The organism is Flavobacterium aquidurense (genome assembly GCF_002217195.1).
Lineage (GTDB): Bacteria > Bacteroidota > Bacteroidia > Flavobacteriales > Flavobacteriaceae > Flavobacterium > Flavobacterium frigidimaris.
This window is the reverse complement of sequence record NZ_MUGR01000002.1, coordinates 146,431-172,375: the sequence shown is the minus strand read 5'-3', so window position 1 is coordinate 172,375 and position 25,945 is coordinate 146,431. Positions and strand designations below refer to the sequence as shown.

The window sequence follows — 25,945 nt, the reverse complement described above, 5'->3', positions numbered from 1 at the left end:
GCAACGGTTACAGTTGAAGACAAAGTAAAACCAATAGTGGTTACGCAGAATATCACAATTCAGCTTGATGCTTCAGGAAATGCTGTTATAACTGCAACAGAAATCGATAATGGTTCAACAGATAATTGTGGTATTGCTACAATAACTTTAGATAAGAAAGATTTTGATTGTACCAATATTGGAGCAAACACCGTAACGCTTACTGTTACGGATGTCAACGGAAATTCAGATTCAAAAACGGCAACGGTTACAGTTGAAGACAAAGTAAAACCAATAGTAGTTACGCAGAATATCACAATTCAGCTTGATGCTTCAGGAAATGCTGTTATAACTGAGGCAGAAATCGATAATGGTTCAACTGATAATTGTGGTATTGCTACAATAACTTTAGATAAGAAAGATTTTGGTTGTACTAATATTGGAGCAAATACGGTAACACTTACAGTTACGGATGTCAACGGAAATTCAGCTTCGAACACAGCAACAGTAACTGTCGAGGATAAAATAAACCCAATAGTAGTAACACAAAATATTATCATTGAACTTGATGCTACAGGAAATGCAGTTTTAACCGCAGCACAAATCAACAATGGTTCAACTGATAATTGTGAGATTGCTACAATGACTTTGGATAAAACCACTTTCGATTGTTCGAATATTGGTGATAATAATTTAACACTTAACCTAATAGATAAAAGTGGAAATTCAGCGTTCGGAACTGCTGTTGTAACTGTCAAAGATTTGACCGCCCCAACTGTTGTATCAAAAAATATAACAGTCCAACTCGATGCAACAGGGAATGCAGCAATAATTCCGGCGCTGATTAATAATGGTTCAACAGATAATTGTGCGATCGCTACAATGACTTTAGACAAAACTACTTTCGACTGTTCTAACATTGGTGATAATACTGTAATTCTTACTGTTACGGATGTCAACGGAAATTCAGCTTCAAAAACAGCAACAGTTACAGTAGAGGATATAGTAAAACCAATTGTGGTAACACAAAATACAACCGTTCAACTCGATGCCGCAGGAAGTGCTGTTATAACTGCGGCAAAGATTAATAATGGCTCTACGGATAATTGCAGTATCGCTACAATGACTATAGATAAAACCAATTTTAATTGTTCGAATATTGGACCTAATATAGTAACTCTTACCGTTACAGATAGCAACGGAAATGTGGCTTCAAAGACCGCAATAGTTACTGTCGAGGATAGAATAAATCCGGTAGTTGTAACACAAAATATTACTATCCAGCTCACTCTTTCAGGTGATTCAGTAATTACTGCAGCGCAGATCAACAATGGCTCAAGTGATAATTGTGTTATTGATAAGATGACTTTGGATAAAACTACTTTTAATTGCAGTAACCTTGGAGATAATACTGTAACACTCACAGTAAAGGATAAGAGTGGAAACCAGGCGTCGGCAACAGCAATTGTTACAGTTCTTCCGCTGTCACCTCCGGTTTTCACCAGTTTAATGCAAGATTTTTGTGCCATCGAAAATCCTACTGTAGCGACAATAGGAGTAAACAGTACAAACGTAAAATGGTTTATTAATGCTTCATCTTCACAGCCTCTTTCTTCGAGCGCTGCTTTAACCAGTGGAACATATTATGCCGCGATTTATAACGGTACTTGTTACAGTGATCGTGTGGCAGTTACTATAAATGTGAAAGATGCTTTAGTCCCAACAGGAAATGCAGTACAATACATCTGTCGAGAAAAAGAAGCAACAATTACGGATCTTATTACCAATGAAGAACAGATTCTATGGTACGAAAGCGCTTCAGGAGGTTTACCATTAAGTGCTGCCACAGTCCTTGAAGATCATCATAATTATTATGCTTCTTATGTAGGAGATGAATGCGAGAGTTCTAAAAGATTGCAGGTTGAGGTCGTTTTTCGCTATTGTGATGTTAAAGTATATAACGGAATATCAGCAAATGGTGACGGAAAAAATGATTATTTCGCCATAGAAGGAGTTACGGCTTTTCCGGACAATAAACTCGAAATTTTTAATAGCTGGGGCAGTTTGGTATTCGAAGCCACACGTTATGGAGATGATGACAATTTATTTAGGGGATTTGCAAATAAAGGATTAGGCAGCGGCAAAGGTTTGCTTCCTTTTGGAACATATTACTATGTATTTAGTTTCACCAATCACGATAATAAGCGCATCACTAAAAAAGGCTTTTTGCACTTAAATCCCTAATCACAAACCGAATATTACAAATGAAATTCAATACTATAGTAGTCTTACTGTTTACATTTACACTTTTTTCTGCCAGGGCACAGCAAGATGCACAATTTTCAGATTATAAACTCAATATGTCTAGTTTTAATCCCGCTTTTGCCGGTTTTTTTGATGGAAGTGTGTTGTTAATTCACCGCTCACAATTCACTGGTTTTGAAGGTGCTCCGGAAACTCAGAATCTTAATATAAACATTCCGATTTCTATGAATATGGGAGCAGGATTTAATGTAATAAACCAAAAGCTGGGAGTAACGCAGGACCTGATTGTAACAGGCGATTATTCGTATACCATTTATACAAATGAATTAAACATGCTGACCTTTGGACTTAAAGCAGGTTTTAATATGCTGAATCTTGATTACAATCGTCTCGATCTCAATAACCCCGATGATGTTAGTTTTCAAAACAATATAGAGAATCAGATTACCCCAAGAATTGGTGTTGGTTTTTTATTCAATACCCCCAGTTGGTTTATCGGATTGTCTACTCCTAATTTTATTAAAGAGAGTTATAATCCCACAATAAAAAGCGCGTCAATAACAACAATGCCTCAGATTTATTTTACGACCGGATACCAGACACGCCTCAACGATGAGCTATTATTTAAACCTTCGATCCTGGCAAAAGCAGCTCAGAATGCACCATTTGCAATAGACTTTGCCTTTAATTTTGAGTATATGGAAAAGTTCCGTTTTGGAGTTTCCTACCGATGGGATTCGGCCATTACAGCAATGATGGGAATCAATATTCTAAAGGATTTCCAGGCAGGCTACGCTTATGATTATAATCTGAACGGATTGGGCAAATATGCGCCTTCTTCACATCAGTTTTACTTAAAATATATTTTTAAACAGTCTAAAAATATGCGCAGAGAATGTAGTTGCAGTTTTACCGATCCTGCTAATAATATTGGCTTTTAGTTTTTACGTACTGAATTATATTAAAAGTCAGGTCAAAATAACAGTTAAACTTTGAATCATTTTCCCTTGTTTTTTTAACGTATAAAAAGCTTTATTTATAATAGATTAACTTTTGTCTTCAGTATGGTTTTAGTAAATTTATAGTATCAAATTATAAATATATTCTTATGAAAGCAGTACGATATTATGGACACAAAGATGTTAGGATTATAACTGACTTAGAAAAACCTAAACCTTCAGGAGATGAAGTATTATTAAAGATTGGCGGAGCAGGAGTATGCCATTCTGATTTGCATATAATTGATGAAGGCACTATTACTGGTACAACATTTACTTTAGGACATGAAAATGCCGGATGGATCGAAGAAATCGGGCAAGATGTAAAAGGATTTAAAAAAGGAGATGCTGTCTTGGTTTACGGACCATGGGGATGCGGACATTGCAAACCATGCCAACATTCAAACGAAAATTATTGTGATCACCAGTCAGAACAAGCTTATGGCGGTGGATTAGGATTAAACGGCGGAATGGCAGATTATATGTTAGTACCTTCATCACGATTATTAGTGCCTATTCATGATTTAGATCCTGTCATTGCCGCTCCGTTAACAGATGCAGCATTAACACCCTATTCGGCCATAAAACGCTCGCTGCATAAATTAATGCCCGATGAATACGTAGTAGTTATTGGAGTTGGAGGATTAGGGCATGTGGCGTTGCAAATTTTATCTGAAATGTGCGGATCAACCATTATTGCCTGCGACATAACTCCAGAAAGACTGGAATTTGCAAAACAACTTGGAGCTGCTTATGCTATAAATTCTACGGATAAAGATGCTGGCGAACAAATCAAAAAAATTACCGGAATAAAAAAGGCAAAGGTAGTTTTGGACTTTGTTGGCGCAACAGCTACAATAGATCTGGGGACTAAAATAATTGGCTTAGACGGAGACTTAACTATTGTAGGTTTAGGAGGAGGAAAATTCGAATATAATATGAACGGATTGCCTTTCGGTGTGAGCATGACAAATCCGTATTGGGGATCAAGAACAGAACTAATGGAAGTAATTGGACTGGCGATACAAAAGAAAATTCATATCGAAATCGAAAAATATAATTTAGATGAGGCACTTGAAGTCTATGATAAGTTACGTCAGGGAAAAATAAAAGGACGTGCAGTTTTAGTACCTTAATTCTATAATTGCAATAGCTGATTTACTATAAGCAAAAAAGCGCTGAATCCTTAAATTCAGCGCTTTTTATATATAATAATTCGAATTAGTAAAACATTTTAATTTTCCGGGATTTAATTTTTTGGAGATTTTTTATTGCCTTCGATATTAGGAAGTAAACTAGTCAAAACTCCAATCAAAGGAAGGAATGCACATACTTTAAAAACATATTCGATACTGGTAGTATCTGCCAGTTTTCCTAAAATAGCAGAACCTAATCCGCCCATACCAAATGCCAGTCCAAAGAAAAGGCCCGCTATCAAACCTACTTTTCCAGGTACAAGTTCAGTTGCATACACCAAAATTGCCGAGAATGCCGATGAGATAATCAAACCGATGATTACCGATAAAATTCCGGTCCAGAAAAGAGAAACGTAGGGCAATAACAAAGTAAAAGGTGCAACTCCCAATATCGAAATCCAGATAATATATTTTCTTCCAAAACGGTCTCCTAATGGTCCGCCAAATAAAGTTCCGGCAGCAACTGCTCCCATAAATGCAAAAAGATACACTTGAGATTCCTGTACAGACAAATGAAATTTATCGATCAGATAAAAAGTATAATAACTGGTCATACTTGCCATATAAAAGTATTTTGAAAAGATCAGTACCAATAAAATACCCAATGAAAAGATGACTTTCTTTTTTGAAAGCGAGTGATGAATCTCTTCTTTGACAACAGATTTATTTAATGCCTTAAGATTTAGATGTTCCTGATACCATTTGGCAATACCTGAAAGAACCACAATCCCTACAACCGCTGCAAGGCAAAACCAGATAATATTAAATTGTCCGTAAGGCACCACTATTATCGCGGCAAGCAAAGGACCAATAGCACTTCCTGCGTTTCCGCCCAATTGAAAAATAGATTGAGCCAAACCTCTTTTACCGCCTGATGCCATGTGTGCCACCCTTGAAGCTTCGGGATGAAATATAGACGATCCGATACCAATTAAACTAACGGCAAGCAGAATATTGTTAAAACTCGAAGCCATAGCCACGGCTGCTAAACCAAGCAATGTAAAAACCATTGAAACGGCCAGCGAATACGGACGAGGCCTTCTGTCTGTATAAAAACCAACAAAAGGCTGCAGGATTGATGCTGTAAGTTGATAGGTCAGGGTAATTAGTCCTATTTCTGTAAACGTTAAATGAAATTTATCTTTTATAACAGGATATACAGCAGGAACGACAGCCTGCAAGAGATCATTGATAAAATGAGTAAAACTAATGGTAAATAAAATGGAGAATACAGTTTGCTGGGCCAACTGTTTTGAATGGGAAATGGTGTTTGTTGTCATAATTTAAAAATCAGATCATCTGATGAATTTAGAAAAAAATTAGTAATGGGTATGTCCTACGATTTCGGCGACAATGTTCCAGGTTTTTTTTGGATTTTTTGCAATAATGCTTTTTAATAATTGTTCGTGTATAGCATAAGTTTCTTTGAATATTTCAGTATCCGGATAGAGACTAAGAAACTCTTTTTTGAGATGTTTCGAAATAGATTTGTATAGATCAGCGAGGATCTCATTTTTTGATGCTTCTGCAATAGCAATGTGAAATTGTATATCCGCTTCGACACAGTCTTCAAGTAAGCCTTCATTTGCAGCTTTCATTCTGGCTGCAAGATGTTGTTTCATTGCGATTATATCGTCTTCAGATCTGTTAATAGCCGCCTTTTCGGCAATTTTCAATTCTAATAATTGTCTTACTTCATCTAAATCTTTTAGACTTGCACGTTGTAAGCGCTGGTCCATTGGTTCACGTGTACTTGTAACTTCCTGCACAAATGTACCAACTCCTTGTTGAATGCGTAGTAATCCTGAGTTAGCAAGTATCTTCATAGCCTCCCTGATAGAAGAGCGGCCAACACCAAAACTTTTCATGAGCTCTGCTTCAATAGGCAACTTCTCATTGAGCTTATAGTGACCCAAAGAGATTTGCTCCTGCAATTTAGAGGCAACTTCTTCCGCTAAAGATTTTTTATTGATTAATGCCATAATTGAGTTATCATATCATCTGATGATTGCAAAAGTATAAAAAAATTTTAAATAACAGCAAAGAACTTATTTTTTTACCGCAAAGCACGCTAAGAATTACTCAAAGTTCGCAAAGTTTACAAAGCTTAACCGAAGATTGAGAGATTACAAATTTGCGATAATTTGTGAAATTTGTGGTTAAAAAAAATAACCAGCAATATAAACTTGGCGCTCTTTGTAGTTAAATAAAAGATTTACAGTTAATTATGTAAAATGTCCCATAAATTATATAACAATTTTTATTTTATATTTAAGATTTTTGATCTATTCTAATATAAAATCCCAAAACTATGAGAAATATTAACCAGATTGCTATAGTCTCGAGTATGCTGATAACCTTATTAAGCTGCTCAAGTGATAAAGAAACAAATATAGATCCCGGCACAATTACCAATCCAGTTGAAGGTAGTCCTGCCAATACAGCGTATAAACCTGCATTTGAAGGGCAAACAAGAATCAGCGGTATTCAGACCAATACTCCTTATGAGGGAGTTGTTATTGCCACAACACTTACAAGCCCATGGGGAATAAAAAGTCTTCCTGATGGAAGGTTATTGATTACAGAAAAAACAGGAACGATGCGTATTGCTACAACAGCCGGAGTTTTGAGCACTCCAATTACAGGCATTCCTGCTGTTAATGCTGGTGGACAAGGAGGTTTATTGGGTTTAGCTATTGATCCTGAATTTCCTGTAAACCGAATGATTTATTGGGTTTATGCCGAAGCAACAACAGGCGGAAACAACACAGCTGTCGCAAAAGGAAAACTTTCCGCAGACGAAAAAACGATAGAAGGCGCAACGGTTATTTACAGAGCAAAACCTGCGAATGCAAGCACGCTTCACTATGGCGGACGTATTCTTTTTGACAAAGCCGGTTTTCTTGTAGTAAGTACCGGAGAACGTTCTGTATTAGAAACTAGACCATTGGCACAATCTGTAGCATCAGGTTTAGGAAAAGTGGTTAGAATTACAAAAGAAGGACAGCCGGCAACCGGAAATCCGACTTTTACCGGAACGGGAGCTTTACCTGAATTGTATACTATTGGTCATAGAAATCCGCAAGGTCTGGCACTTAATCCAATTACGGGCGAAATATGGCTGGCAGAACATGGACCAAGAGGTGGAGATGAAATTAACAGACTTAAAGCAGGTGCCAATTACGGATGGCCAACTATTACATACGGTATCGAATATAGCGGAGAAAAAGTAGGAGCGGGAATTCAGCAGCAAGATGGTTTAGAGCAGCCGGTTTACTATTGGGATCCGGTAGTTTCACCAAGCGGAATGACCTTCTACACGGGTAATCGCGTTCCGGAATGGCAAAATAACCTTTTCATTGGCGCTTTAAGCGGAATGCATATCGTTCGCCTTGCGATAAAAGACAATAAAGTAATTGGCGAAGAAAGACTTCTTGCTTCAGAAAATCAACGTTTCAGAGATGTTACGCAAGGAAATGACGGAGCTCTATACGCTGTTACTGACGGTGGAAGACTTTACAAAATTGATAAAAAATAAGTTTCAATTTTTAAATATATATTCTTTTAGGAGAATACTGATAATGGCGCTATATGGCGCCACTATTTGTTATGCAAAAAGGAGTTCCTTATATTTGGTGTGGATTAAAAGTAAAAACAATTGAATACAAAAATTACCACATATTCACTAAAGCATCATAAAAGTTTGTTTACCGATGCCAATAATGATAGAGAGTATTTTTATATTCAGGCAAAAGACCATCCTTATATCAGTGAACCTTATCGCGCAGAAAGTTTTGCGATAGAATTTCTTCGAAAAGGTAGTATTGTAATGCAAACCAAACTAAAGAAAACAGTAATTTACGCTCCTGCAATAGTAACATTAGGGCCTTCGGTTATTAGAAGTTTTACAAAAGACAGCGACGAAATTTTAATCGATATTATCTTTTTCAAACCTCAATTTTTTTTGCACAATCAGGCTAATATTTTTTTTCTCTCACAATATGAATTTTTCGAAAATAGCGAAATGCATGTTTTTAATCTTGAGAAAAAAAACAATATGAAGTTTAAACAAATCTTTAATTTGTTACGAGAATCGATCGAACACAATTCAGATAACCAGCCTTCTATTCTAAGAGCTTATCTTTATATTCTGATTTACGAACTTGACGTTATAAAGCAAACAACTACAAGTGATTCAGCTCAAAATCCTTTATTTGAAAAGTTCAAAGAAATCCTTTCCAAAGATTTTTTAAGCCAAAGATCAGTACAGTATTATGCAGATGCTTTGAATGTATCCCGTAAATATCTATCAGAGGTAATTAAAAATAATAGTGGAAAAACTACCAGCGATTGGATTGATGATGTTGTAATTCTTGAAGCTAAAGTATTACTTCAAAATAAAGACCTTACAATCAATCAAATCAGTGATATTTTAAGCTTCCCGAATCAATCCGGTTTTGGAAGATTTTTTAAGAAGTGCGAAGGATTTTCACCTTTAGAATATCGTAGAAGAAATAGCTAAGTTATTATATATCAAGTCATATTTTAATCATAGACCAAGGTTTCAACCTTAAGATCGTATGATAAATGGATAATAACGCAAGATAAACACATTGTGGTAAAATATAACGTGTTAAGCATTGCGTTCCAACGGTTTCAACCGTTGGCTATGTTTACAAACTTTGACAAAGGTGATTACTATGTGATTAATTCAAAGTTGAGCTATGTCTGTATGTGTTTAAAAAGGCGTCCAATAAATTTCCGCCTTTTCGAACAAAACACAAGACTTTTGGCTCTTTCCTGATCCATCAAATCATCGCAACTTTGTACTATGATAATTGAAAATTTATTATCAAAACTTAATAATATAAAATATGTCTAAAGTCGCAAAATTCGTAGTAATCATAAATGATAATGTGGTTTGGATGGAAGAAAAAGCACTAAAATTCTATTCCCATTTATTTGGTTCTGCTAAAGAAACAGGGGAGAAGTATGCAGCAGAAAATCTTTCAAGTCAGAAATTATTCAAAATACAGAATGATTTTTCAATCGAAGTATTGATGGCTTATGAAGGAGAAAATCCTTTGTCTTTTATGAAGCTGAATTCCTCCCGATTAACCAATCAAAATTTGGGCGCCAACAAAGCAATTGGCGTGTATCATATCATTTATTTTAATCCCGAAGATTTAATCGCACTTTTTAAGCGTGCCCAAGAAGTAGCTTTGCAAAGGAAACACGATTTGATTTGGGTAAAAGCTTTTGAGATAGATACTGTTTTAATAGAAACTTTGAAATCTTTGAATTATCAGGAATTCAATTTTGAAAACGATAGTACAATCGACACAGATCAAAAACAGCTTTACTTTAAGAAATCAGTTTAGTTTTATCTTAATAACCTCATCATTTGCAATGGCATACACAATGTCATTTTGTTGAGGTTTTAAAATGTGTTTTCCTGTAAATTCGCCAAAAGCAGCCAGGATCATTTGATTTTCTTTCTGAAAAAAGCAAGGCAGTTTTAAAGATTGCGCACCAGATCCACGCAGCATAATTCCAGGGTGAATATGTCCTGAAAAGTTAAAGAACCCTTCTTTAATTGTGGGATGATGTGTTAATAAAAAGCTGTCAATTTCCAGAGATTCCAGAACATCAATATCAAGTTGATTATAGTGTTTTTTATCTATAATGTCATGATTTCCTGAAATGAGGATAATAGTATTGGTACAGCATTCTACCCATTTTTCGAATAAATCCCATTCTTTATTTTTAGAACTATGAAATAAATCTCCCAGAAAAATAATCTTTTCAGGTTTAAAATTTTCCACAATTTCGGTCAAACGTTTAAAATTTTCAGAAACTACATTATTTGGAATTGCTACGCCATGTTTTCTAAAATGTGATACTTTACCCAAATGCACATCAGAGATCAGAAGCAATTTTCTGGTTTTCCAAAATAAAGCCCCGCTTGGATGCAAAATAAATGTCTGATTTTGTATTGTAATCGTCATAAATATTTACTTCATATACGAAGCAGTCATTTTTTTAATTCGTTCTGCTAATGTTTCGCTGGATAATTTTTCGCGTAATCGATCTGTAATTAAAGGAAAACTAAAAGGTGTAGGTTTCAAACACGGTTTCCAAATAATTTCCTGATTGTTTATTCGTTCCAAAGCCATAATCAAACGGCCTTCTTCCAGCTGATGTTCAAAGGTTTCGCGATATGCTTGCTGAAACAATAAATTATCAGGCTCATAATCCCTGAAAACTTCAAAGAGCAATTGAGAACCGCTTTGCAAATGTTTTGTTTTGACCATTTTCCCCGGAAAACCTGTAAAAACCAAACCTGCAATTACGGCAATATCCCTGAATTTGCGTCTTGCCATTTCGGTTGCATTCAGACTTTTTTGCAAATCATGATGCACATATTCTGTTGAAAATAAATTATTATCCAGAACATTCTGCATATCAATTTCCTGATCAGAAAGTAATTCGAATCCGTAATCATTGTATGCCAGTGAAAAACTGATAGGCAAAAGTAAACTAATTCTATAAGCCAATAAACTTGCCAGCGCTTCATGCACAAATCGACCTTCAAAAGGATAAAAAATAGCATGATAACCTTCTCTGGTTTTAAAAGTTTCAATCAAAAACTGATCGTCTCCGGGAACGATAGATTCTTTTCGTTGTCTAGCAAATAAAGGTTGTAATGCTTTGAGTTCCGGTGATAAATCATCTGTATTGGCACGGTATAATTCATGACGAAGCAATTCGCTCATTTGTGCCGAAAGCGCCATTCGTCCGCCCATCCAGCTCACAACTTTCGATTTCTTTTTAGGATTTGCTTTTCGAACCAGAACCTGCATATTTCTAATTCGGAACAACTCGAGCTGTTTTCCAGCGAAGATAAAAGTATCGCCCGGTTTTAATTTCGATACAAACCATTCTTCGATAGTACCAATATAACCGCCACTCATAAATTTTACATTTACAACAGCATCGCCTACAATAGTTCCAATCTGCATACGGTGATGCATAGCAATTAATCTACTGTTGATTTTAAAACGTCCGTCTTCTTCGATTTCTACTTTTTTATATTCGTCGTAAGCTTGCAGACTTTGACTTCCGTTAGAGATAAAATTCAGTATCCAATTCCAATTTTCTTCCGTGATGGCTTGATAGCAAAATGTTCCTTTAACTTCTTTGAAAATTTCGTCAGGAAGAAATCCATCCGAAACTGCCAAAGTATTGAGGTATTGTACTAAAACGTCCCAACTGTTTAAATACGGAACTCGATCTTCGATAACATTATTTTCAACCGCTTTTTTTAAGGCCGAAGCTTCGATTAATTCAATTGCATGTGTCGCCAGAAAATAAATCACACTTTCTTTTCCCGGTTGGTGTCCGCTTCGTCCGGCTCTTTGCAAAAAGCGTGCAACACCTTTAGGACCGCCAACCTGAATAATAGTTTCTACAGGGGCAAAATCAACCCCAAGATCTAGACTAGAGGTACAAACCACAACTTTTAGTTCTTCATCTCTAATGGCTTGTTCTACCCAAAGTCGCGTTTCGCGATTTATGCTCCCATGGTGCATCGCCATTTCTCCGGCAAACTCAGGATATTTTTCAAGCAATCGCTGAAACCAGATTTCGCAGGCCGAACGAACATTCGTAAATATCAAAGTCGTTTTACTGGCTTTTATAATTTTAGCCACTTCATCAATAAGATGCAAACCCATATGTCCGCGCCACGGATACGTTTCCATTTTATCAGGAATAATCGAAATAACTTTTATCTTTTTATGAATCTGAGCCTTTATCAAAACCGAATTATTATAGGCTTCAGAATCAACTCCCAAAAGAACTTCCTGTGCCTGCTGCAAATTTCCAATCGTAGCTGAAATTCCCCAAATGCGCATTTTTGGAGCAATAGTTTTTAGTCGCGATAAAGCCAATTCAGTTTGAACACCTCGTTTTGTACCTAATAATTCGTGCCATTCATCAATAACGATTGCCGTACAATTGCCAAATATTTTATCATAGCCTTTTGTTGCCAAAAGCAATTGCAAACTTTCCGGAGTAGTAACCAATAAATCCGGCATTTTTCCTTTTTGCTTGACTCTTTCGCTTGCTGATGTATCTCCAGACCGAATGCCGACAGTCATTTGGGTTTCTAAATCATTAACCACGCGTTCGGCAGCTTGTTTTATTTCAACCGAAAGTGAACGTAAAGGCGTAATCCAAATTGCTTTAAGTCCGGGTTTGTGTTTGGTTTTATAATCGGGATTATTTTTTATATAATTGAGAACAATAGGTAACCAGAGCGCATATGTTTTTCCGCTGCCTGTAGGAGCATTCAGTAAACCATTTTTTCCTTGCAAAAAAGCAGTCCAGGCCTGAGTCTGAAACGGAAACGGTTTCCATCCCTGATTCTCAAACCAGTCATTTGCTACGGAAAAAAGTTGCTCTCTGTTCATTATTTTTTTACCATTAAGATATTAAGGTTCATTAAGTTTTGCTTTTTTAAAGAAAACTAAGTAATCTTTTTTTTTAATAAGTCCCAGAGGGACATCATATTTAGCTACTAATTAAAAATTAATATATCGCTCCTCTGGAGCTCTTTTTCGCTCATATTCATAATTTCTATAAATATTACACTCCTCAGGAGCTTTAAAAACAAGAAATAAAAAATCCGCGCTGATCCGTATTTTTGCTTGCAAATCCGTATGATCCGAGTGCCATCTCGCAATCCATAACTATAAAATCATACTCTTCAAATCCTCAATAGAATTAGCTTCATCAATTTTCTTATCATGTCGCCATCTTATAATCCTCGGGAATCTTGTCGCAATACCGCTTTTATGCCTTTTTGAAAGCGCAATTCCTTCAAAACCAATTTCGAAAACCAATTGTGGCGTTACACTTCGAACGGGACCAAATCGTTCTAAAGTATTTTTCTTAATCCAATCATCAACCATTCTAAATTCAGCATCGGTTAAACCAGAATACGCTTTCGCAAAAGTTACGAGTTCACGTTCGTTATTTTCGTTATTCTGCCAAAGGGCAAAAGTATAATCGGTAAATAAATTTGAACGTCGTCCGTGACCGCGCATGGCGTAGGTGAGGACGGCATCAATGACCAAAGGTTCAATTTTCCATTTCCACCAATCTCCTTTTTTTCTTCCTACCAGATAAGGCGAATCTTTTCGTTTGATCATCAAACCCTCGCTTTTCATTTCGCGGGAACGTAATCTTTCCTCCGTCAATTCTTCCCAGGTTGAAAATTTCGCCCTTTCGGAAAGCTGCAGCGGAATATCATGGTGTTTAATATCTTCATACAACTGTTCCAATACTATACGTCTTTCTTCAAAAGGAAGATTTCGAATATCCTGACCTTTCCATTCTAATAAATCGTAGGCTTTTATAATGACAGGTGACTTTTTAAGGATCGCAGCCGAAACGGTTTTTCGCCCGATTCGGGTTTGCAGATCATTAAAAGTTCCAATTTCGTTTTCTATAAAGGGAAGAATTTCCCCGTCGATTACAGTTCCGTCAGGAATGATTCCAATGAAAGAAGCAAATTCAGGATATTTATCGGTTACCAATTCTTCACCACGGCTCCAGATAAAAATTTCATTATCACGAATGATGGTTTGCGATCTGATTCCGTCCCATTTATGTTCAGCGCTCCAATCTTCGGGATTTCCTAAATTTGTAGGTTCACCTTCAATAGGATATGCCAGATAAAACGGAAAAGGTTTTGATAAATAATCGCTGTTTTGTTCGTCTAAAATTAATTCCTGAAAAGTAATGGTGTTCGGATTCCAATCGCCCATTAATTTATGTGCCAATGAATCTTCATCAATATTTTCAGCTTTAGAAAGAGCGCGCGTCATTAATTTCTGGCTTACACCGATTCGGAAACTTCCGGTAATTAATTTGGTAAAAACAAAACGTTCGTAGTAATTAAGGGCCAGCCAGTTTTCGTGCAGATATTCTTTTTTTTCGACATCTGTTTTCTTTTTCAGAGCAATAATTTCCTGAAGATATTCGGTTAAACTTTTATCAGAATGTTCTTTTGTAGTCGGGATTACCAATGCAATAGTTTCGGCAAGATCGCCCACAATATGATAACTTTCCTCAAATAACCAAAGCGGAATATTGGCCAGTTCATTAGCCCACAATCGCAATAAAGTAGTATTTACAGGTCGGGGAGGACGACGGTGCGAAAGAATCGCAATAGTCCAGACTTTGTCTTCATTACTGGCGTTAATAAAATAATTGGTCAAAGCATCTACTTTTACCGAAGTTTTATTAGAACTGTCAAGCGCTTTTATAAGTTCGGCAAAGTTTTTCATGTTTTTGGCATTAAAAGTTATTTGTTAGATGTTAAAAGTTGATCATTATTGAACTTAATTTTTTTTAAACACATAGAGACATAGCTTTTAATAATCTAAATTAGGCGTTTCACTAATTTGAAATTCACATAGTAATTTGCGTATAAGCTATGTGAAAGAAATGTGTTTCTCTAAACAGATAAGAGTATAGATTAAAGAAAAAGACCAAACAGAAAATCTATACTCTATTCTCTTTGTTCTATTCTCTCTTCCTCAACATCTCTCTTACTATCCATTTCCCCCAATTCCCCTTCATATTGCGTGTGAGCTGTTCGGGCATCGTAACCAATTTCCTGAAGGTATTTCGAGAATATATCCGAATATCCGTGCGTGCAAATCACCTTTTCGGCGCCTGTTGCTTTGATGCTTTCCAGTAAACCCGTCCAGTCACAATGATCGCTTAAAGCAAAACCTCTATCTACGGCGCGACGACGTCTTGCACCGCGAAAAGCCATCCAGCCACTCGCAGAACCTGTAACAAAAGGTGTCATTTTACGAATCCACGTACTCCCGTGTGAGCTTGGCGGAGCAAGGACAATGCTGCCCAGTAAATCTTCTTTTTTTGTTGCTGGTGTAACTCTTGTTGTGAGCGGAAAATCGACTAACGGCCGCAAAACTTCAGTCATATTTTCGATGGCTCCATGCGTGTATATTTTTCCAATATTAGGATCTAAATGTTTTAACAGCCGTTGTGCTTTGCCTAACGAGTATCCAAAGAGAACAGACGTTTTTCCTTCAGCACGATTTTCTGCCCACCAATTGTTGATGTCGGTCATGACTTCGGCTTGAGGAGCCCATTTAAAAGCAGGTAAACCAAAAGTACATTCGGTGATGAAAGAATTGCATTTTACTACTTCATAAGGAACAGAAACGCCATCATCTTCGGTTTTATAATCTCCTGTAAAAACCCAGACTTCACCTTTGTATTCAACACGTATTTGCGCAGAACCAATCACGTGTCCGGCAGGATGAAGGGAAAATTGTACACCATTTACCGTAAAACTTTCGTTCCAGTCTTTTCCGGTAACATGGATATCGCCCAAACGGTGTTTCATAATGGGTACATTGTCATAATGCGTAATGTAATTTTGATGTCCCCAACGCGCATGATCTGCATGTCCGTGTGTAATGATGGCATTGGTAACCGGACGCCAAGGATCAAGATATACATCGGCCTGCTGGCAATATATACCTTTGTCGTTGAAAGCTAATAATGGAACTTTCATAACCTGATTAAGCTATTTGAGTAATTCTGGCACTTTTATATACTGGATGTGCACTCATAAAATAAGATACTTCCTCTTTCATTTTCTCAAAAGATTGTCCGTAGAAATACAAGCCTGTTGTCGAATTTCCTTTCCAATATCGGTCAGCAGATTGTAATATATTGGTTCGTTTTGAAATTTCTGACTGAACGAAATGCGCTTTTTCGTCAAGATTCTCTCCATCAAAATAAATCGCGATTCCCTCATTTTTTCCAAACGGAATTTCCTGATGGGTATTTTCTATAATAATTTTTGAACCTTTTGGAGCGCCGCAAATTTCAACAAAATTTATAATTTCGTTTAAAACTATTGTACTAATCTCTTTTTTATAAAATTTGACATGGATGTCACAAAAGATAATTTCTCCGGGCTCTTCTTTAAGTATTCCTCCACCGGAAATTTCACCATAATTATGATCAGATAAGAAATCATGTAGAGGCAACATATAAAGATTTCTTCGGTCTAAAGGAGAAACTTTATCATTAATCTGAATTACAATATCGTACGGATTTTGAACAGATTCATCACTTTCAAATAAATTAGATATAAATTGTAGTAACATAGTAATTAGAGTATTAGTGATAAAATGGATACCCAAAGTTACTGACTGAGCAGACTTTAGAATTTATACTTTTCCCCAAAAATGTTACATGATTTCTAATTTTAGGTATTAAAAGATAGCCCAACACGTCAATCTGGGAAACCTATTATGATCGTATTGTGAAAATATATTAGTATAAATCTTACATTATAAAGATTGAACCCTTTAGTTATATCAAAGGAAATTATAGAATGTTTAAATACCTTAATTATAGTATACTGTCTAAGGTGCTCACCAATTCCTTAAAATTATTAGGTTTGGTAAAAATTTGAACTGATTCAAATTCTTTGGTTAAATTTTGAAGTACTTCATGTGAATGAGAAGAATAAACGACTACCTGAATTTTACTAAGTTCAGGAACTTTTCGTAATTCATGTATAAATTCGGCACCATTTAAATAAGGCATTTGCATATCCAGAAATATAAAATCAGGCAATACGGTGGCCGCTTTTAGGTTGTTAAGCGCTTCCAGAGCGTTATTGGAAATCGTGGTGATAATATTTTTGTTCAATGAGGCAATTGCTGCAACAAAAAGTTCGCAGTCGTCGTCGTCGTCGTCTACCAATAAAATTACTGTATTTTTCATTCCATGAAATTATTTTAAAAACCGAACAGTGTAGTTATATAATTTTGTTCAGATGTTATATAATTACACCTATTGTAAATTGAACTTACATCAAAGAAAATCAATCCTCAATCAAAGAAATCTCAAAAGTAGTTTTGCCTTCTTCGCTTTTATAATTAATATAGCCGCCATGAGATTCTATAATGTTTTTAGACAGCGTTAATCCAATTCCTGCACCTTCTTGTCTTGTGGTAAAAAAAGGTAAGAATATTTTGTTTTCGATTTCCTTCTCAATTCCGTTTCCGTTATCGGTAATTTTAATATAAATCCGGTTTTCTTTGGCTTCTGCCGAAATTAGAATCTGCTTTTCAAAAGTATCTTTCAGGGCATGCATAGCATTTGTCAGCAGATTGATTACTACCTGTTCTATTTGCTGTGCATCGATATTGATCGATCTTTTAAAGGTAATAGCATTTAGAACTTCAATGTTTTTCTCTCTGAATAACGGATTCATGATTTGAAGGCAATTCTCCATCAAAAGCTGTAATTCGACCTTGTCTTTTTTAGGAGAAGGCAGCATTGCCAGTTTTCGATAGCCTTCAACAAACTTCTGCAAATGGTCACTTCGTCTCAACATGGTTTCGACGCTATTTTTTACATCTTCTAAATCTTCATCTGACAAGGAATCCTGTTCAACCAGATCTTGTAAATTCTGGCAAATAGAACGAATAGGTGTGATCGAGTTCAAAAGTTCATGTGAAATCACTTTCATCAAATTTACCCAGGCTTCTTTTTCCTTTTTCTCCACTACATTCTGAATAGAGTCCAATAAAACAATAAAATAACCCATTTCGAAAATCTCGGTTCTCGAAGCCTGCAAAACAAAGGTTTGCTTATTTTGTTGGTTTACACTAATTTCTATTGCTGTTTTTATTTCCTGAAAATCATCCTGTTCGATAATCTCGCACAATGCAGGCAATTGGTGTTTCAGGTACTTCCATTTGGATACTTTAGGAACATTAAAATGGCTTGAAAAGTAATCATTCATTAAAAAGATATTCCAGTCCGTATCCTGTTTTTTCAAAATGATAATTCCGGTTTCGATGTTGTTCAGAATAGAACGGTAGATAATATCTTTTGAAACCTGTTCGTTTTGTTTGTTCTTTAATGTATCGTACAGATGAAATAAATCCTTATAATTGGTATTGAATTTATGTTTAGAGAAATCAGAACTAAAATCATTCTGCAATATCGAACCTATGGTTTTATTGTACAGCAAAACAAAATTCCTAACATAAAAATACATTTCCCTTATCAGCAGAAATACAACGAAGAGTGCAAATACTCCGGTAAAAAGCAATTCTTCTTTGAAGAAGAAAATAGAGAGCTCAATTCCTGCAACAATCAGAATTAATCTTAAAAAAAGAAGTTTATAAGTTTTGATGGATTGAAACATATTAATTGATGCTAATATTATATTTTTCTAAACGACGGTAAAGCGATCCGCGTGATAATCCAAGTTCTTCGGCCGTTTTGCTGATATTATTATTGTTTTTAAGCAATGCTTTTTCTACCGTAGCTTTTTCTACAGAGGAAAGCTGGATATCATCTAATGATTCTTCGTAAGCTGTAATAGTCTCTAAATCTAAATCAGCACTTGTAATTTTATTGTTTTCACAAAGAATTACCGCACGTTCGATCTTGTTCTCCATTTCGCGAATGTTCCCGTTCCAAGCATGTTTTTGGATTTGTTCCGTCACTTTTTTATCAAAAGTAATTTCATCTCTTCCGTATTTTTCAATCATTTTTTCCAAAAGATATTCAGCCAGCGGAATTTTATCTTCGTTGCGTTCTCTCAAAGGCGGCAGCAGAATTTCCATTGTATTGATACGGTAATATAAATCTTCTCTGAAGTTTTTGTCAGCAACTTCTAATTTCAGGTTTAAATTGGTTGCCGTAATAATACGGACATTCAACGGTCTTGCTTTTGTTTCTCCCAATCTGGTCACGGTTTTGGTCTGAATAACCTGTAACAACTTAGATTGCAAGTGCAAGGGAACATTCCCGATTTCATCTAAAAATATCGTACCGTTTTGTGCCATTTCAAAACGTCCCGGAGTATCGATTTTGGCGTCGGTAAAAGCACCTTTAGCATAACCAAACAATTCGCTTTCGAAAATATTCGAGTTCAAAGCACCCAAATCAACCGCAACAAAAGGGCCACTTTTCCTTTCGGACTGGCTGTATATATAATGTGCCAAAACAAACTTTCCGGTTCCATTTTCGCCAAGAATCAAAACATTGGCATCTGTTTTGGCTACTTTGTTAGCCAGAGAATAGGCTTTCTTGATGATTTCAGAGGTACCAATAAAAAAGTCGTTTTCGATTTGAATACGCTGCTCTTTCTTTTGTTCTTTGCGGGATTTTTCAACGGCTTGTTTTACAGATTCCAGCAGTTTTTTATTTTCCCACGGTTTCAGTATATAATCAAATGCGCCATTTTTTAGGCCCTCAACCGCTGTTTCAACTTTACCAAAAGCGGTCATTAAAATAACAACCGTTTTAGGAGAAAGCGTTTTTATTTCCTTCAATAAGTACAAACCTTCTCTGCCGTCTTCAAAACCTATTCTGTAATTCATATCGAGTAAAACGACATCAATGCTTTTTTTAGACAATAATTCGACAATATTTTTAGGATTATTAAGCGTATAAATCTCTTCAAAATACTTTTTAAGGAACACTTTCGACGCAAAAAGGATGTCTTCCTGATCGTCTATGATTAAAATTGAGGCATTTGTCTTTTTCATTTTTTGTTCGGTTTTGGACGAAAGCTGTCCAATTATGGACACTTTTTAATTTCTTAAATAAATAAAAATTTAAAAATAAGCGAGTTACAGTTTTTAAATTTTTGGCATGAAAATCACAATAAGATTAGTAAATCATCAATTTCAAGAATCATTATTGCTGGTAAATGTAACAAAAATAGATATTTATAGATTATGTTGCCAATTATCTTAATTTAGGATCTGTTTTTTTACTTCAGTAATACAATTCTTAGAAAGAAAAACAAACATCAAAAACAAATCATTATGATCAGCATTACAAAGCTTTCAAAAATTTTTAGAACTGAAGAAGTAGAAACAAAAGCATTAAGCGAAATTTCACTAACCATTAACCAGGGCGATTTTCTATCGATTATGGGACCTTCCGGAAGTGGAAAATCGACTTTACTAAATATCATAGGATTATTAGATAGTGCTTCAGGGGGAAGTTACGAATTATTGGGACAGGAAATGGTTGGGCTCAAAGAGAAATCAAAATCAAAAGCCAGAAAAGAAAATATTGGCTTCATATTTCAGAATTTTAATTTAATTGATGAATTATCAGTTTATGATAATATCGAATTGCCTTTGATTTATAATGATGTTCCTTCTTCTGAAAGAAAGAAAAAAGTGCAGGACATTGCCAAAATATTGGGTATTTCGCATCGTTTGAAACATTATCCACAGCAGCTTTCAGGAGGACAGCAGCAACGTGTTGCCGTTGCCAGAGCACTGATCAATGCGCCTACGATTATTCTTGCTGACGAACCTACAGGAAATCTGGACAGCAAAAACGGTAATGAAGTAATGGAGTTACTAACGGATCTTCATGCCGGTGGAGCGACAATCCTAATGGTGACACACTCTGATTATGACGCTTCGTTTTCGCAAAAAACAATTTTAATGAAGGACGGAATGATTCTTTCAGAGAAAATGAACCATAGAAATGTAGATGTTTTAGTTACTAATTCAACAAACTAAATCATGCTAAAAAACTGGATCAACATATTTATTTACCACATCAAAAACAATAAGCTTTTTACGGCTTTGAATGTTTTGGGGCTGAGCATTGGAATTGCGGGATTAATTTTTGCCATTTTGTATTGGAACGACGAACAGAGTTATGACCAATGGAACCCTAGTAAAGACAATATATTTTTAGTCGCCAATCAAATGGATGCGACTACCTATTGGGCTTCAAGTTCAGCACCAATAGGGTCGGCTATAAAAGAAGTAAGTTATGAAGTAGTATCTTATTGTTATTTAAATGGTTACTATAATAATGATATTATTCGCTTCAATAATAAAAAAGTGCAGTCTGACAGGATAATGGCAGCGCAGAAAAACTTCTTTGATTATTTCCCTTATCAATTCATTGAAGGAAGTGTAAAGAACGCATTGCCAGATCTAAACAGTATTTGCCTTTCTCAGGATTTGGCCGTTCAGCTTTTTGGAAACCAGCCTGCTCTGGGCAAACAAATCGTGCTGCAGGGTAAAAACCTAATCGTACGAGGCGTTTATAAACTTGATAAAAAATCAATTTGTAATCCTTCTTGCGTGGTTAATTTTATAGATGCAAGAATAAATGAGACCATTCAGCAATGGGGTAATTTTCAATTTGTTCTGCTATTAAAATTAAAAAATCCTAATGGAAAGCAAGAAGTGATTCAAAATCTTGAAAAAATATATTTTGAAAACATGACCGCTCGTTTTGCAAAAGATCAGGGCATTAAACCAGAAGAATTTATTAAGAAATATGGACAGGTAAAGCCAGGTTTAGAGTCATTGTCATCTATTCGATTACATACCAAAACCGGTGGAGTGATAGAAGCAAACGGTAATCTTCAATTTTTACTTATCATGGTTGGATTGTCTGTTTTAATTCTAATTCTATCCATTGTAAATTATGTTAACTCAGCTACGGCAAATGCAGTAAAGAGAGCAAAAGAAGTTGGAGTTCGCAAAATTATAGGAGCTTCTAAATTTTCTATTATTCAACAATTTATTTTTGAAACTGCTATCATTTCATTGTTCTCCATTTTAATAGCACTTGTAATTGTTGAGATTTCTTTACCGTACTATAATGCTTTTTTAGATAAATCACTCGTATTGCAAAGCAGTCAGTTCTTTTTGCAGCTTGTTGCTATATTTTTGATCACTGTACTATTGGCAGGAATCTTTCCGGCAGTTTATGTTGCTAATTTTGAATCACTAAAAGTATTAAAAGGAAACTTTGGAAGAAGTAAAAGCGGTATCTGGCTTAGAAACGGCATGCTGGTATTTCAATTTGCTGTAGCTGCTTTCTTTATTGTTGGATCTTATATTGTGTATGAGCAAATAGAGCTTATGAATTCAAAAGATTTAGGTTTTAGCGGAAAACAAATTCTCAATATCTCCTACAGAAATATTTACGGCGAAGCAATAACTGATAAAAATCAATTTGCCAAATACAATAGTATTAAAAACCAATTGCAGCATGTAAGAGGAGTACAGCAAGTTGCAGGAGGTGGTTTTGTTTTTGGAAACGGGGTAAAATCTGTAATATCCTATCACTATAAGGATAGAAATATTGATGGGAACAATGTACCAATAGATTTTGGACTGTTGGAAATGATGAAAATAAAAATCGTAAAAGGACGGTATTTAAGTTCAAAATTTGCGCAGGATACCGTTACTTCGATGTTAATTAATGAAACTGCACTAAAATTATTAAATGAAAAAGATCCGATCGGAAAAAAACTGAACTGGAACGGGCAAGATGCAATTATTGTTGGGGTTGTAAAAGATTTTAATATAGGAAATCCGGGTGATGCAATACCGCCAATGTCTTTTTTCCATTTTAAAACCGTGCCTTGGTTTTCAGGGCTTTTGAATAATATTTACATTACGGCTGATCCTGAAACCATGCAGCAAACCATAGCTGATATAGAAAATCTCTGGACAAAAAAAGTAGATACAGAATATCCGTTTTCGTATGATTTTGTGGATAAAGAATATAAAAAGTCTTACAGCAGTTATGTAAAGCAAAAGAACCTCTTTTCTTTATTGAATATTATTGTAATTACGATTGCACTTTTCGGCTTATTTGCTTTAGCTTCTTACTCTATCGAAAGACGTATGAAGGAAATTGCCATTCGAAAAACACTGGGTGCCGAAACGAATGTTTTATTAAAAGAACTTTGTAAACAATATATCTTTTTCAGCATCATTGGATTTTTAATAGCGCTGTTTCCTGCCTATTTTTTACTGAATAAGTGGTTAGAGAATTTTGCTTACAGAATTACAATTTCTGTTTATCCGTTTTTAGTTGGATTTATAGCGTTACTTTCTTTAACCTTATTAGTGGTGTTAACCAGAGCTTACCAGGCAACAAAAGTGGATATTTTAAAATACCTTAAATACGAATAAAATGCTAAAAAACTGGATCAACATATTTATTTACCACATCAAAAACAATAAGCTTTTTACGGCTTTGAATGTTTTGGGTCTGAGTATTGGAATCGCAGGTTTAATTTTTGCCATTTTATATTGGAACGAAGAACACTCATACGATCAGTGGAATCCGGAGAAAGATAAAATTTATACTATTCTTAATGATCTTGGCGGTGGTAATGTCTGGGCAGTAAACTCTGCTGTATCTGGTCCTATGTTAAAATTAGCAACTACAGATTTAAAGGAATATTGTTATTTCACCACTGATTATGCTAAAGAAACGATACAATATAATGGCAAGATCGAAGTAGTAGATAAGATTTTTTCAGCACAAGGTAATTTCTTTTCTTTTTTTCCTTTTGAATTTGTTCACGGTAGCGGAAAAAGCGCACTTCATGATAGCAACAGTATAGCGCTTTCTGAAGTAACAGCCTCGCGCTTGTTTGAGAATGAAAATCCTATGGGAAAACAGGTAAGATATGCCGAGAGGTATTTTGTTGTTCGGGGTATATACCGACTAAACGAAAAATCTTCGGTAATGCCTGCCGCAGTTACTACTATAATTGAGGATGAACTGGAAAAAAGTAAAGAAAGCTGGGGTTTTAATTACGGATTAATGCTAAAGTTAAAAAGACAAAGTGATACAACAGCCGTTATTAAAAAACTAAACGAAATCTATGTTGAAAATAATTATAAAAAACAGGCCAAAGAAGAAGGAATAACCTATGAAGCGTATTTAAAACAATATGGCAAACCCACAAAAGCCTTATTTCTTCCTTTTCCGGGATCGAGGCTTGTTCAGGGAAATTTTCCCTTTCCGGAAGGAAATATCAATGTTCAGTTTTTACGAATATTAATGGGTTTATCCATACTTATATTAATATTGTCGATTGTAAATTATATTAATTTGGCGACTGCAAACGCTGTAAAAAGAGCCAAAGAAGTGGGAGTACGAAAAATAGTGGGTGCGACAAAAGGGCAAATTATTACGCAATTTGTATTTGAAACCACACTAATTACCCTTTTTTCACTCTTACTGGCATTGGTAATTGTAGAACTTTCATTGCCTTTTTATAATTCATTTTTGAGTAAAAATCTCGTTCTCGAAAGTTCGCAGTTTTATGAGCAATTAATCTTCATTTTTATTATTGTTATTTTAGTTTCTGGAGTTTTACCAGCGATATATGTTTCAAATTTTGAACCTCTGAAAGTTTTGAAAGGAAATTTTTCACGCAGCAAAAACGGAATCTGGCTTAGAAACGCAATGTTGGTTTTGCAATTTGCCATTGCGACTTTTTTTATCATTGGTTCCTTTATAGTATATCAACAGGTAGATTATATGGCAAATAAAGATTTAGGTTTTAATGGAGCTCAGGTAATGGATATCTCTTTTAAACCCAAAAAAGGCAAAAAACAATTTGAAAGATATAAAACAATCAGACAAGAACTCTTAAAAATAAAGGGAGTTGAGGCGGTTTCCGCAGGAGTATTTTCTTTTGGAACCAACGTTAATTCATGGTCGGGTATGCATTATAAAGACAATAAAGAAGTCATAACACAACAAATGGCTATTGATTTTGGAATTCTGGATGTTTTAGGAATAAAGGTAATTAAAGGGCGAGATTTATCAAGCGAATTTGCCTCAGACACAATTACAAATGTTTTACTGAATGAAGCTGCCGCTAAAACCTTGGCCGAAAAAGATCCAGTAAACAAGGAAATTGTTTGGGGAGGCAGAAAATTAAAAGTTGTTGGTATTGTAAAAGACTTCAATTATTTTGGACTTGAAAATAGAATTTCTCCGATGATTTTTTTACACATCACAGCTTTCGATTACATACAAAAAGATTTGCATAATATTTCGGTTAAAATTGCTCCGCAAGATATGACTGAAACGATTGCTGCTCTCAATAAATTTTGGAGAACAAAAGTCGATGCAGAATATCCATTTGAATACAATTTCGTAGATAAAAACTTTGCCCGAACGTATAAAGAATATCAAAATCAAAGTAAATTATTTTCTCTTTTAAACGCAATTGTAGTTCTAATTGCCGTTTTCGGATTGTTTGCTTTGGCTTCATTCTCTATGGAAAGAAGATTAAGAGAAATCGCGATCAGGAAAACATTAGGTGCAGATACCAATGTTTTATTGAAAGATTTATCGAAACAATATGTGATCTTTTGTGTAATTGGTTTCGCAATCGGAATAATTCCCGCTTATCTTTTATTGCAAAAATGGCTTGAGGATTTTGCCTTTAGAATTGATATTCCTGCAATTCCTTTTCTACTTGCACTATTTTTATTAATGTTTTTGACATTGACAATCGTTTTGGCAAAAGCATATCAGGTAACTAAAATTGATGTTTTGCAATACCTGAAATACGAATAATAGAGAAGAAGTCTTTATTGAATCTAATCACTAACTAAA

19 protein-coding genes are annotated in these 25,945 nt (G+C 35.2%); 9 read left to right on the top strand and 10 right to left on the bottom strand.

The features are described 5' to 3' along the window. The 3 genes from B0A67_RS01910 to B0A67_RS01900 all read left to right on the top strand — a co-directional run. Positions 1–2,223, top strand: a 2,223-nt coding sequence (locus tag B0A67_RS01910; RefSeq protein WP_207557297.1) for a gliding motility-associated C-terminal domain-containing protein, incomplete at its 5' end; no start/stop codon positions are given. Between the two features lie 20 nt (positions 2,224–2,243). After that, a complete protein-coding gene (locus tag B0A67_RS01905) occupies positions 2,244–3,185 on the top strand; it encodes a PorP/SprF family type IX secretion system membrane protein (protein ID WP_072958184.1) in 942 nt (313 codons plus the stop codon). Positions 3,186–3,352: 167 nt separating this feature from the next. Further along, positions 3,353–4,378 (top strand): NAD(P)-dependent alcohol dehydrogenase, encoded by a 1,026-nt coding sequence (locus B0A67_RS01900; protein ID WP_072958187.1) that lies wholly within the window; start codon positions 3,353–3,355, stop codon positions 4,376–4,378. 113 nt (positions 4,379–4,491) lie between these two features. Here B0A67_RS01900 and B0A67_RS01895 read toward each other — a convergent pair whose 3' ends face one another. Together B0A67_RS01895 and B0A67_RS01890 are read right to left on the bottom strand one after the other, a co-directional pair. After that, positions 4,492–5,718, bottom strand: a complete 1,227-nt coding sequence (locus B0A67_RS01895) for an MFS transporter (RefSeq protein WP_072958190.1) — start codon at positions 5,716–5,718, stop codon at positions 4,492–4,494. 39 nt (positions 5,719–5,757) lie between these two features. Next, a complete protein-coding gene (locus tag B0A67_RS01890) occupies positions 5,758–6,420 on the bottom strand; it encodes a FadR/GntR family transcriptional regulator (protein WP_072958193.1) in 663 nt (220 codons plus the stop codon). Positions 6,421–6,749: 329 nt separating this feature from the next. Here B0A67_RS01890 and B0A67_RS01885 point away from each other — a divergent pair, with 329 nt between their 5' ends. The 3 genes from B0A67_RS01885 (at position 6,750) to B0A67_RS01875 (ending at position 9,819) form a co-directional block, all read left to right on the top strand. Further along, positions 6,750–7,976, top strand: a complete 1,227-nt coding sequence (locus tag B0A67_RS01885; protein ID WP_072958214.1) for a PQQ-dependent sugar dehydrogenase — start codon at positions 6,750–6,752, stop codon at positions 7,974–7,976. 120 nt (positions 7,977–8,096) lie between these two features. Next, positions 8,097–8,960, top strand: a complete 864-nt coding sequence (locus B0A67_RS01880) for an AraC family transcriptional regulator (RefSeq protein WP_072958217.1) — start codon at positions 8,097–8,099, stop codon at positions 8,958–8,960. Positions 8,961–9,312: 352 nt separating this feature from the next. Next, positions 9,313–9,819: a hypothetical protein gene (locus B0A67_RS01875; RefSeq protein ID WP_072958222.1), complete on the top strand. Its 507-nt coding sequence runs from the start codon at positions 9,313–9,315 to the stop codon at positions 9,817–9,819. On the opposite strand, the gene pdeM is transcribed toward B0A67_RS01875, so the two are convergent. From pdeM to B0A67_RS01835, 8 genes are all read right to left on the bottom strand, one after another. Beyond that, on the bottom strand, positions 9,811–10,446 hold the full coding sequence (gene pdeM, locus B0A67_RS01870) for a ligase-associated DNA damage response endonuclease PdeM (RefSeq protein ID WP_072958225.1): 636 nt from the start codon (positions 10,444–10,446) through the stop codon (positions 9,811–9,813). The two genes, B0A67_RS01875 and pdeM, sit on opposite strands and share 9 nt — an antisense overlap. A gap of 6 nt (positions 10,447–10,452) precedes the next feature. Next, a complete protein-coding gene (locus B0A67_RS01865) occupies positions 10,453–12,912 on the bottom strand; it encodes a ligase-associated DNA damage response DEXH box helicase (protein WP_072958229.1) in 2,460 nt (819 codons plus the stop codon). Positions 12,913–13,191: 279 nt separating this feature from the next. After that, entirely contained in the window at positions 13,192–14,793 is a 1,602-nt protein-coding gene (locus B0A67_RS01860; protein WP_072958233.1) for an ATP-dependent DNA ligase, read from the bottom strand. A 224-nt stretch (positions 14,794–15,017) separates the two neighbouring features. After that, complete coding sequence (locus tag B0A67_RS01855; protein ID WP_072958236.1) at positions 15,018–16,058, bottom strand: ligase-associated DNA damage response exonuclease; 1,041 nt, start codon at positions 16,056–16,058, stop codon at positions 15,018–15,020. Positions 16,059–16,065: 7 nt separating this feature from the next. Then, complete coding sequence (locus tag B0A67_RS01850) at positions 16,066–16,659, bottom strand: hypothetical protein (RefSeq protein ID WP_072958239.1); 594 nt, start codon at positions 16,657–16,659, stop codon at positions 16,066–16,068. A 247-nt stretch (positions 16,660–16,906) separates the two neighbouring features. Then, a complete protein-coding gene (locus tag B0A67_RS01845) occupies positions 16,907–17,284 on the bottom strand; it encodes a response regulator (RefSeq protein WP_072958242.1) in 378 nt (125 codons plus the stop codon). A gap of 100 nt (positions 17,285–17,384) precedes the next feature. Then, positions 17,385–18,719 carry a sensor histidine kinase gene (locus tag B0A67_RS01840; RefSeq protein ID WP_072958246.1) on the bottom strand — a complete coding sequence of 445 codons (1,335 nt, stop codon included), beginning with the start codon at positions 18,717–18,719 and terminating at the stop codon, positions 17,385–17,387. Position 18,720: 1 nt separating this feature from the next. Continuing rightward, a complete protein-coding gene (locus B0A67_RS01835) occupies positions 18,721–20,070 on the bottom strand; it encodes a sigma-54-dependent transcriptional regulator (RefSeq protein ID WP_072958678.1) in 1,350 nt (449 codons plus the stop codon). A gap of 282 nt (positions 20,071–20,352) precedes the next feature. Between B0A67_RS01835 and B0A67_RS01830 the strand changes: the two genes are divergently transcribed. The 3 genes from B0A67_RS01830 to B0A67_RS01820 are packed head-to-tail and all read left to right on the top strand — an operon-like array spanning position 20,353 to position 25,906. Continuing rightward, positions 20,353–21,066: an ABC transporter ATP-binding protein gene (locus B0A67_RS01830; RefSeq protein WP_084074513.1), complete on the top strand. Its 714-nt coding sequence runs from the start codon at positions 20,353–20,355 to the stop codon at positions 21,064–21,066. Between the two features lie 3 nt (positions 21,067–21,069). Continuing rightward, on the top strand, positions 21,070–23,493 hold the full coding sequence (locus tag B0A67_RS01825; protein WP_072958252.1) for an ABC transporter permease: 2,424 nt from the start codon (positions 21,070–21,072) through the stop codon (positions 23,491–23,493). Position 23,494: 1 nt separating this feature from the next. Then, positions 23,495–25,906, top strand: a complete 2,412-nt coding sequence (locus B0A67_RS01820; RefSeq protein WP_072958254.1) for an ABC transporter permease — start codon at positions 23,495–23,497, stop codon at positions 25,904–25,906. Positions 25,907–25,945 lie beyond the last annotated feature (39 nt).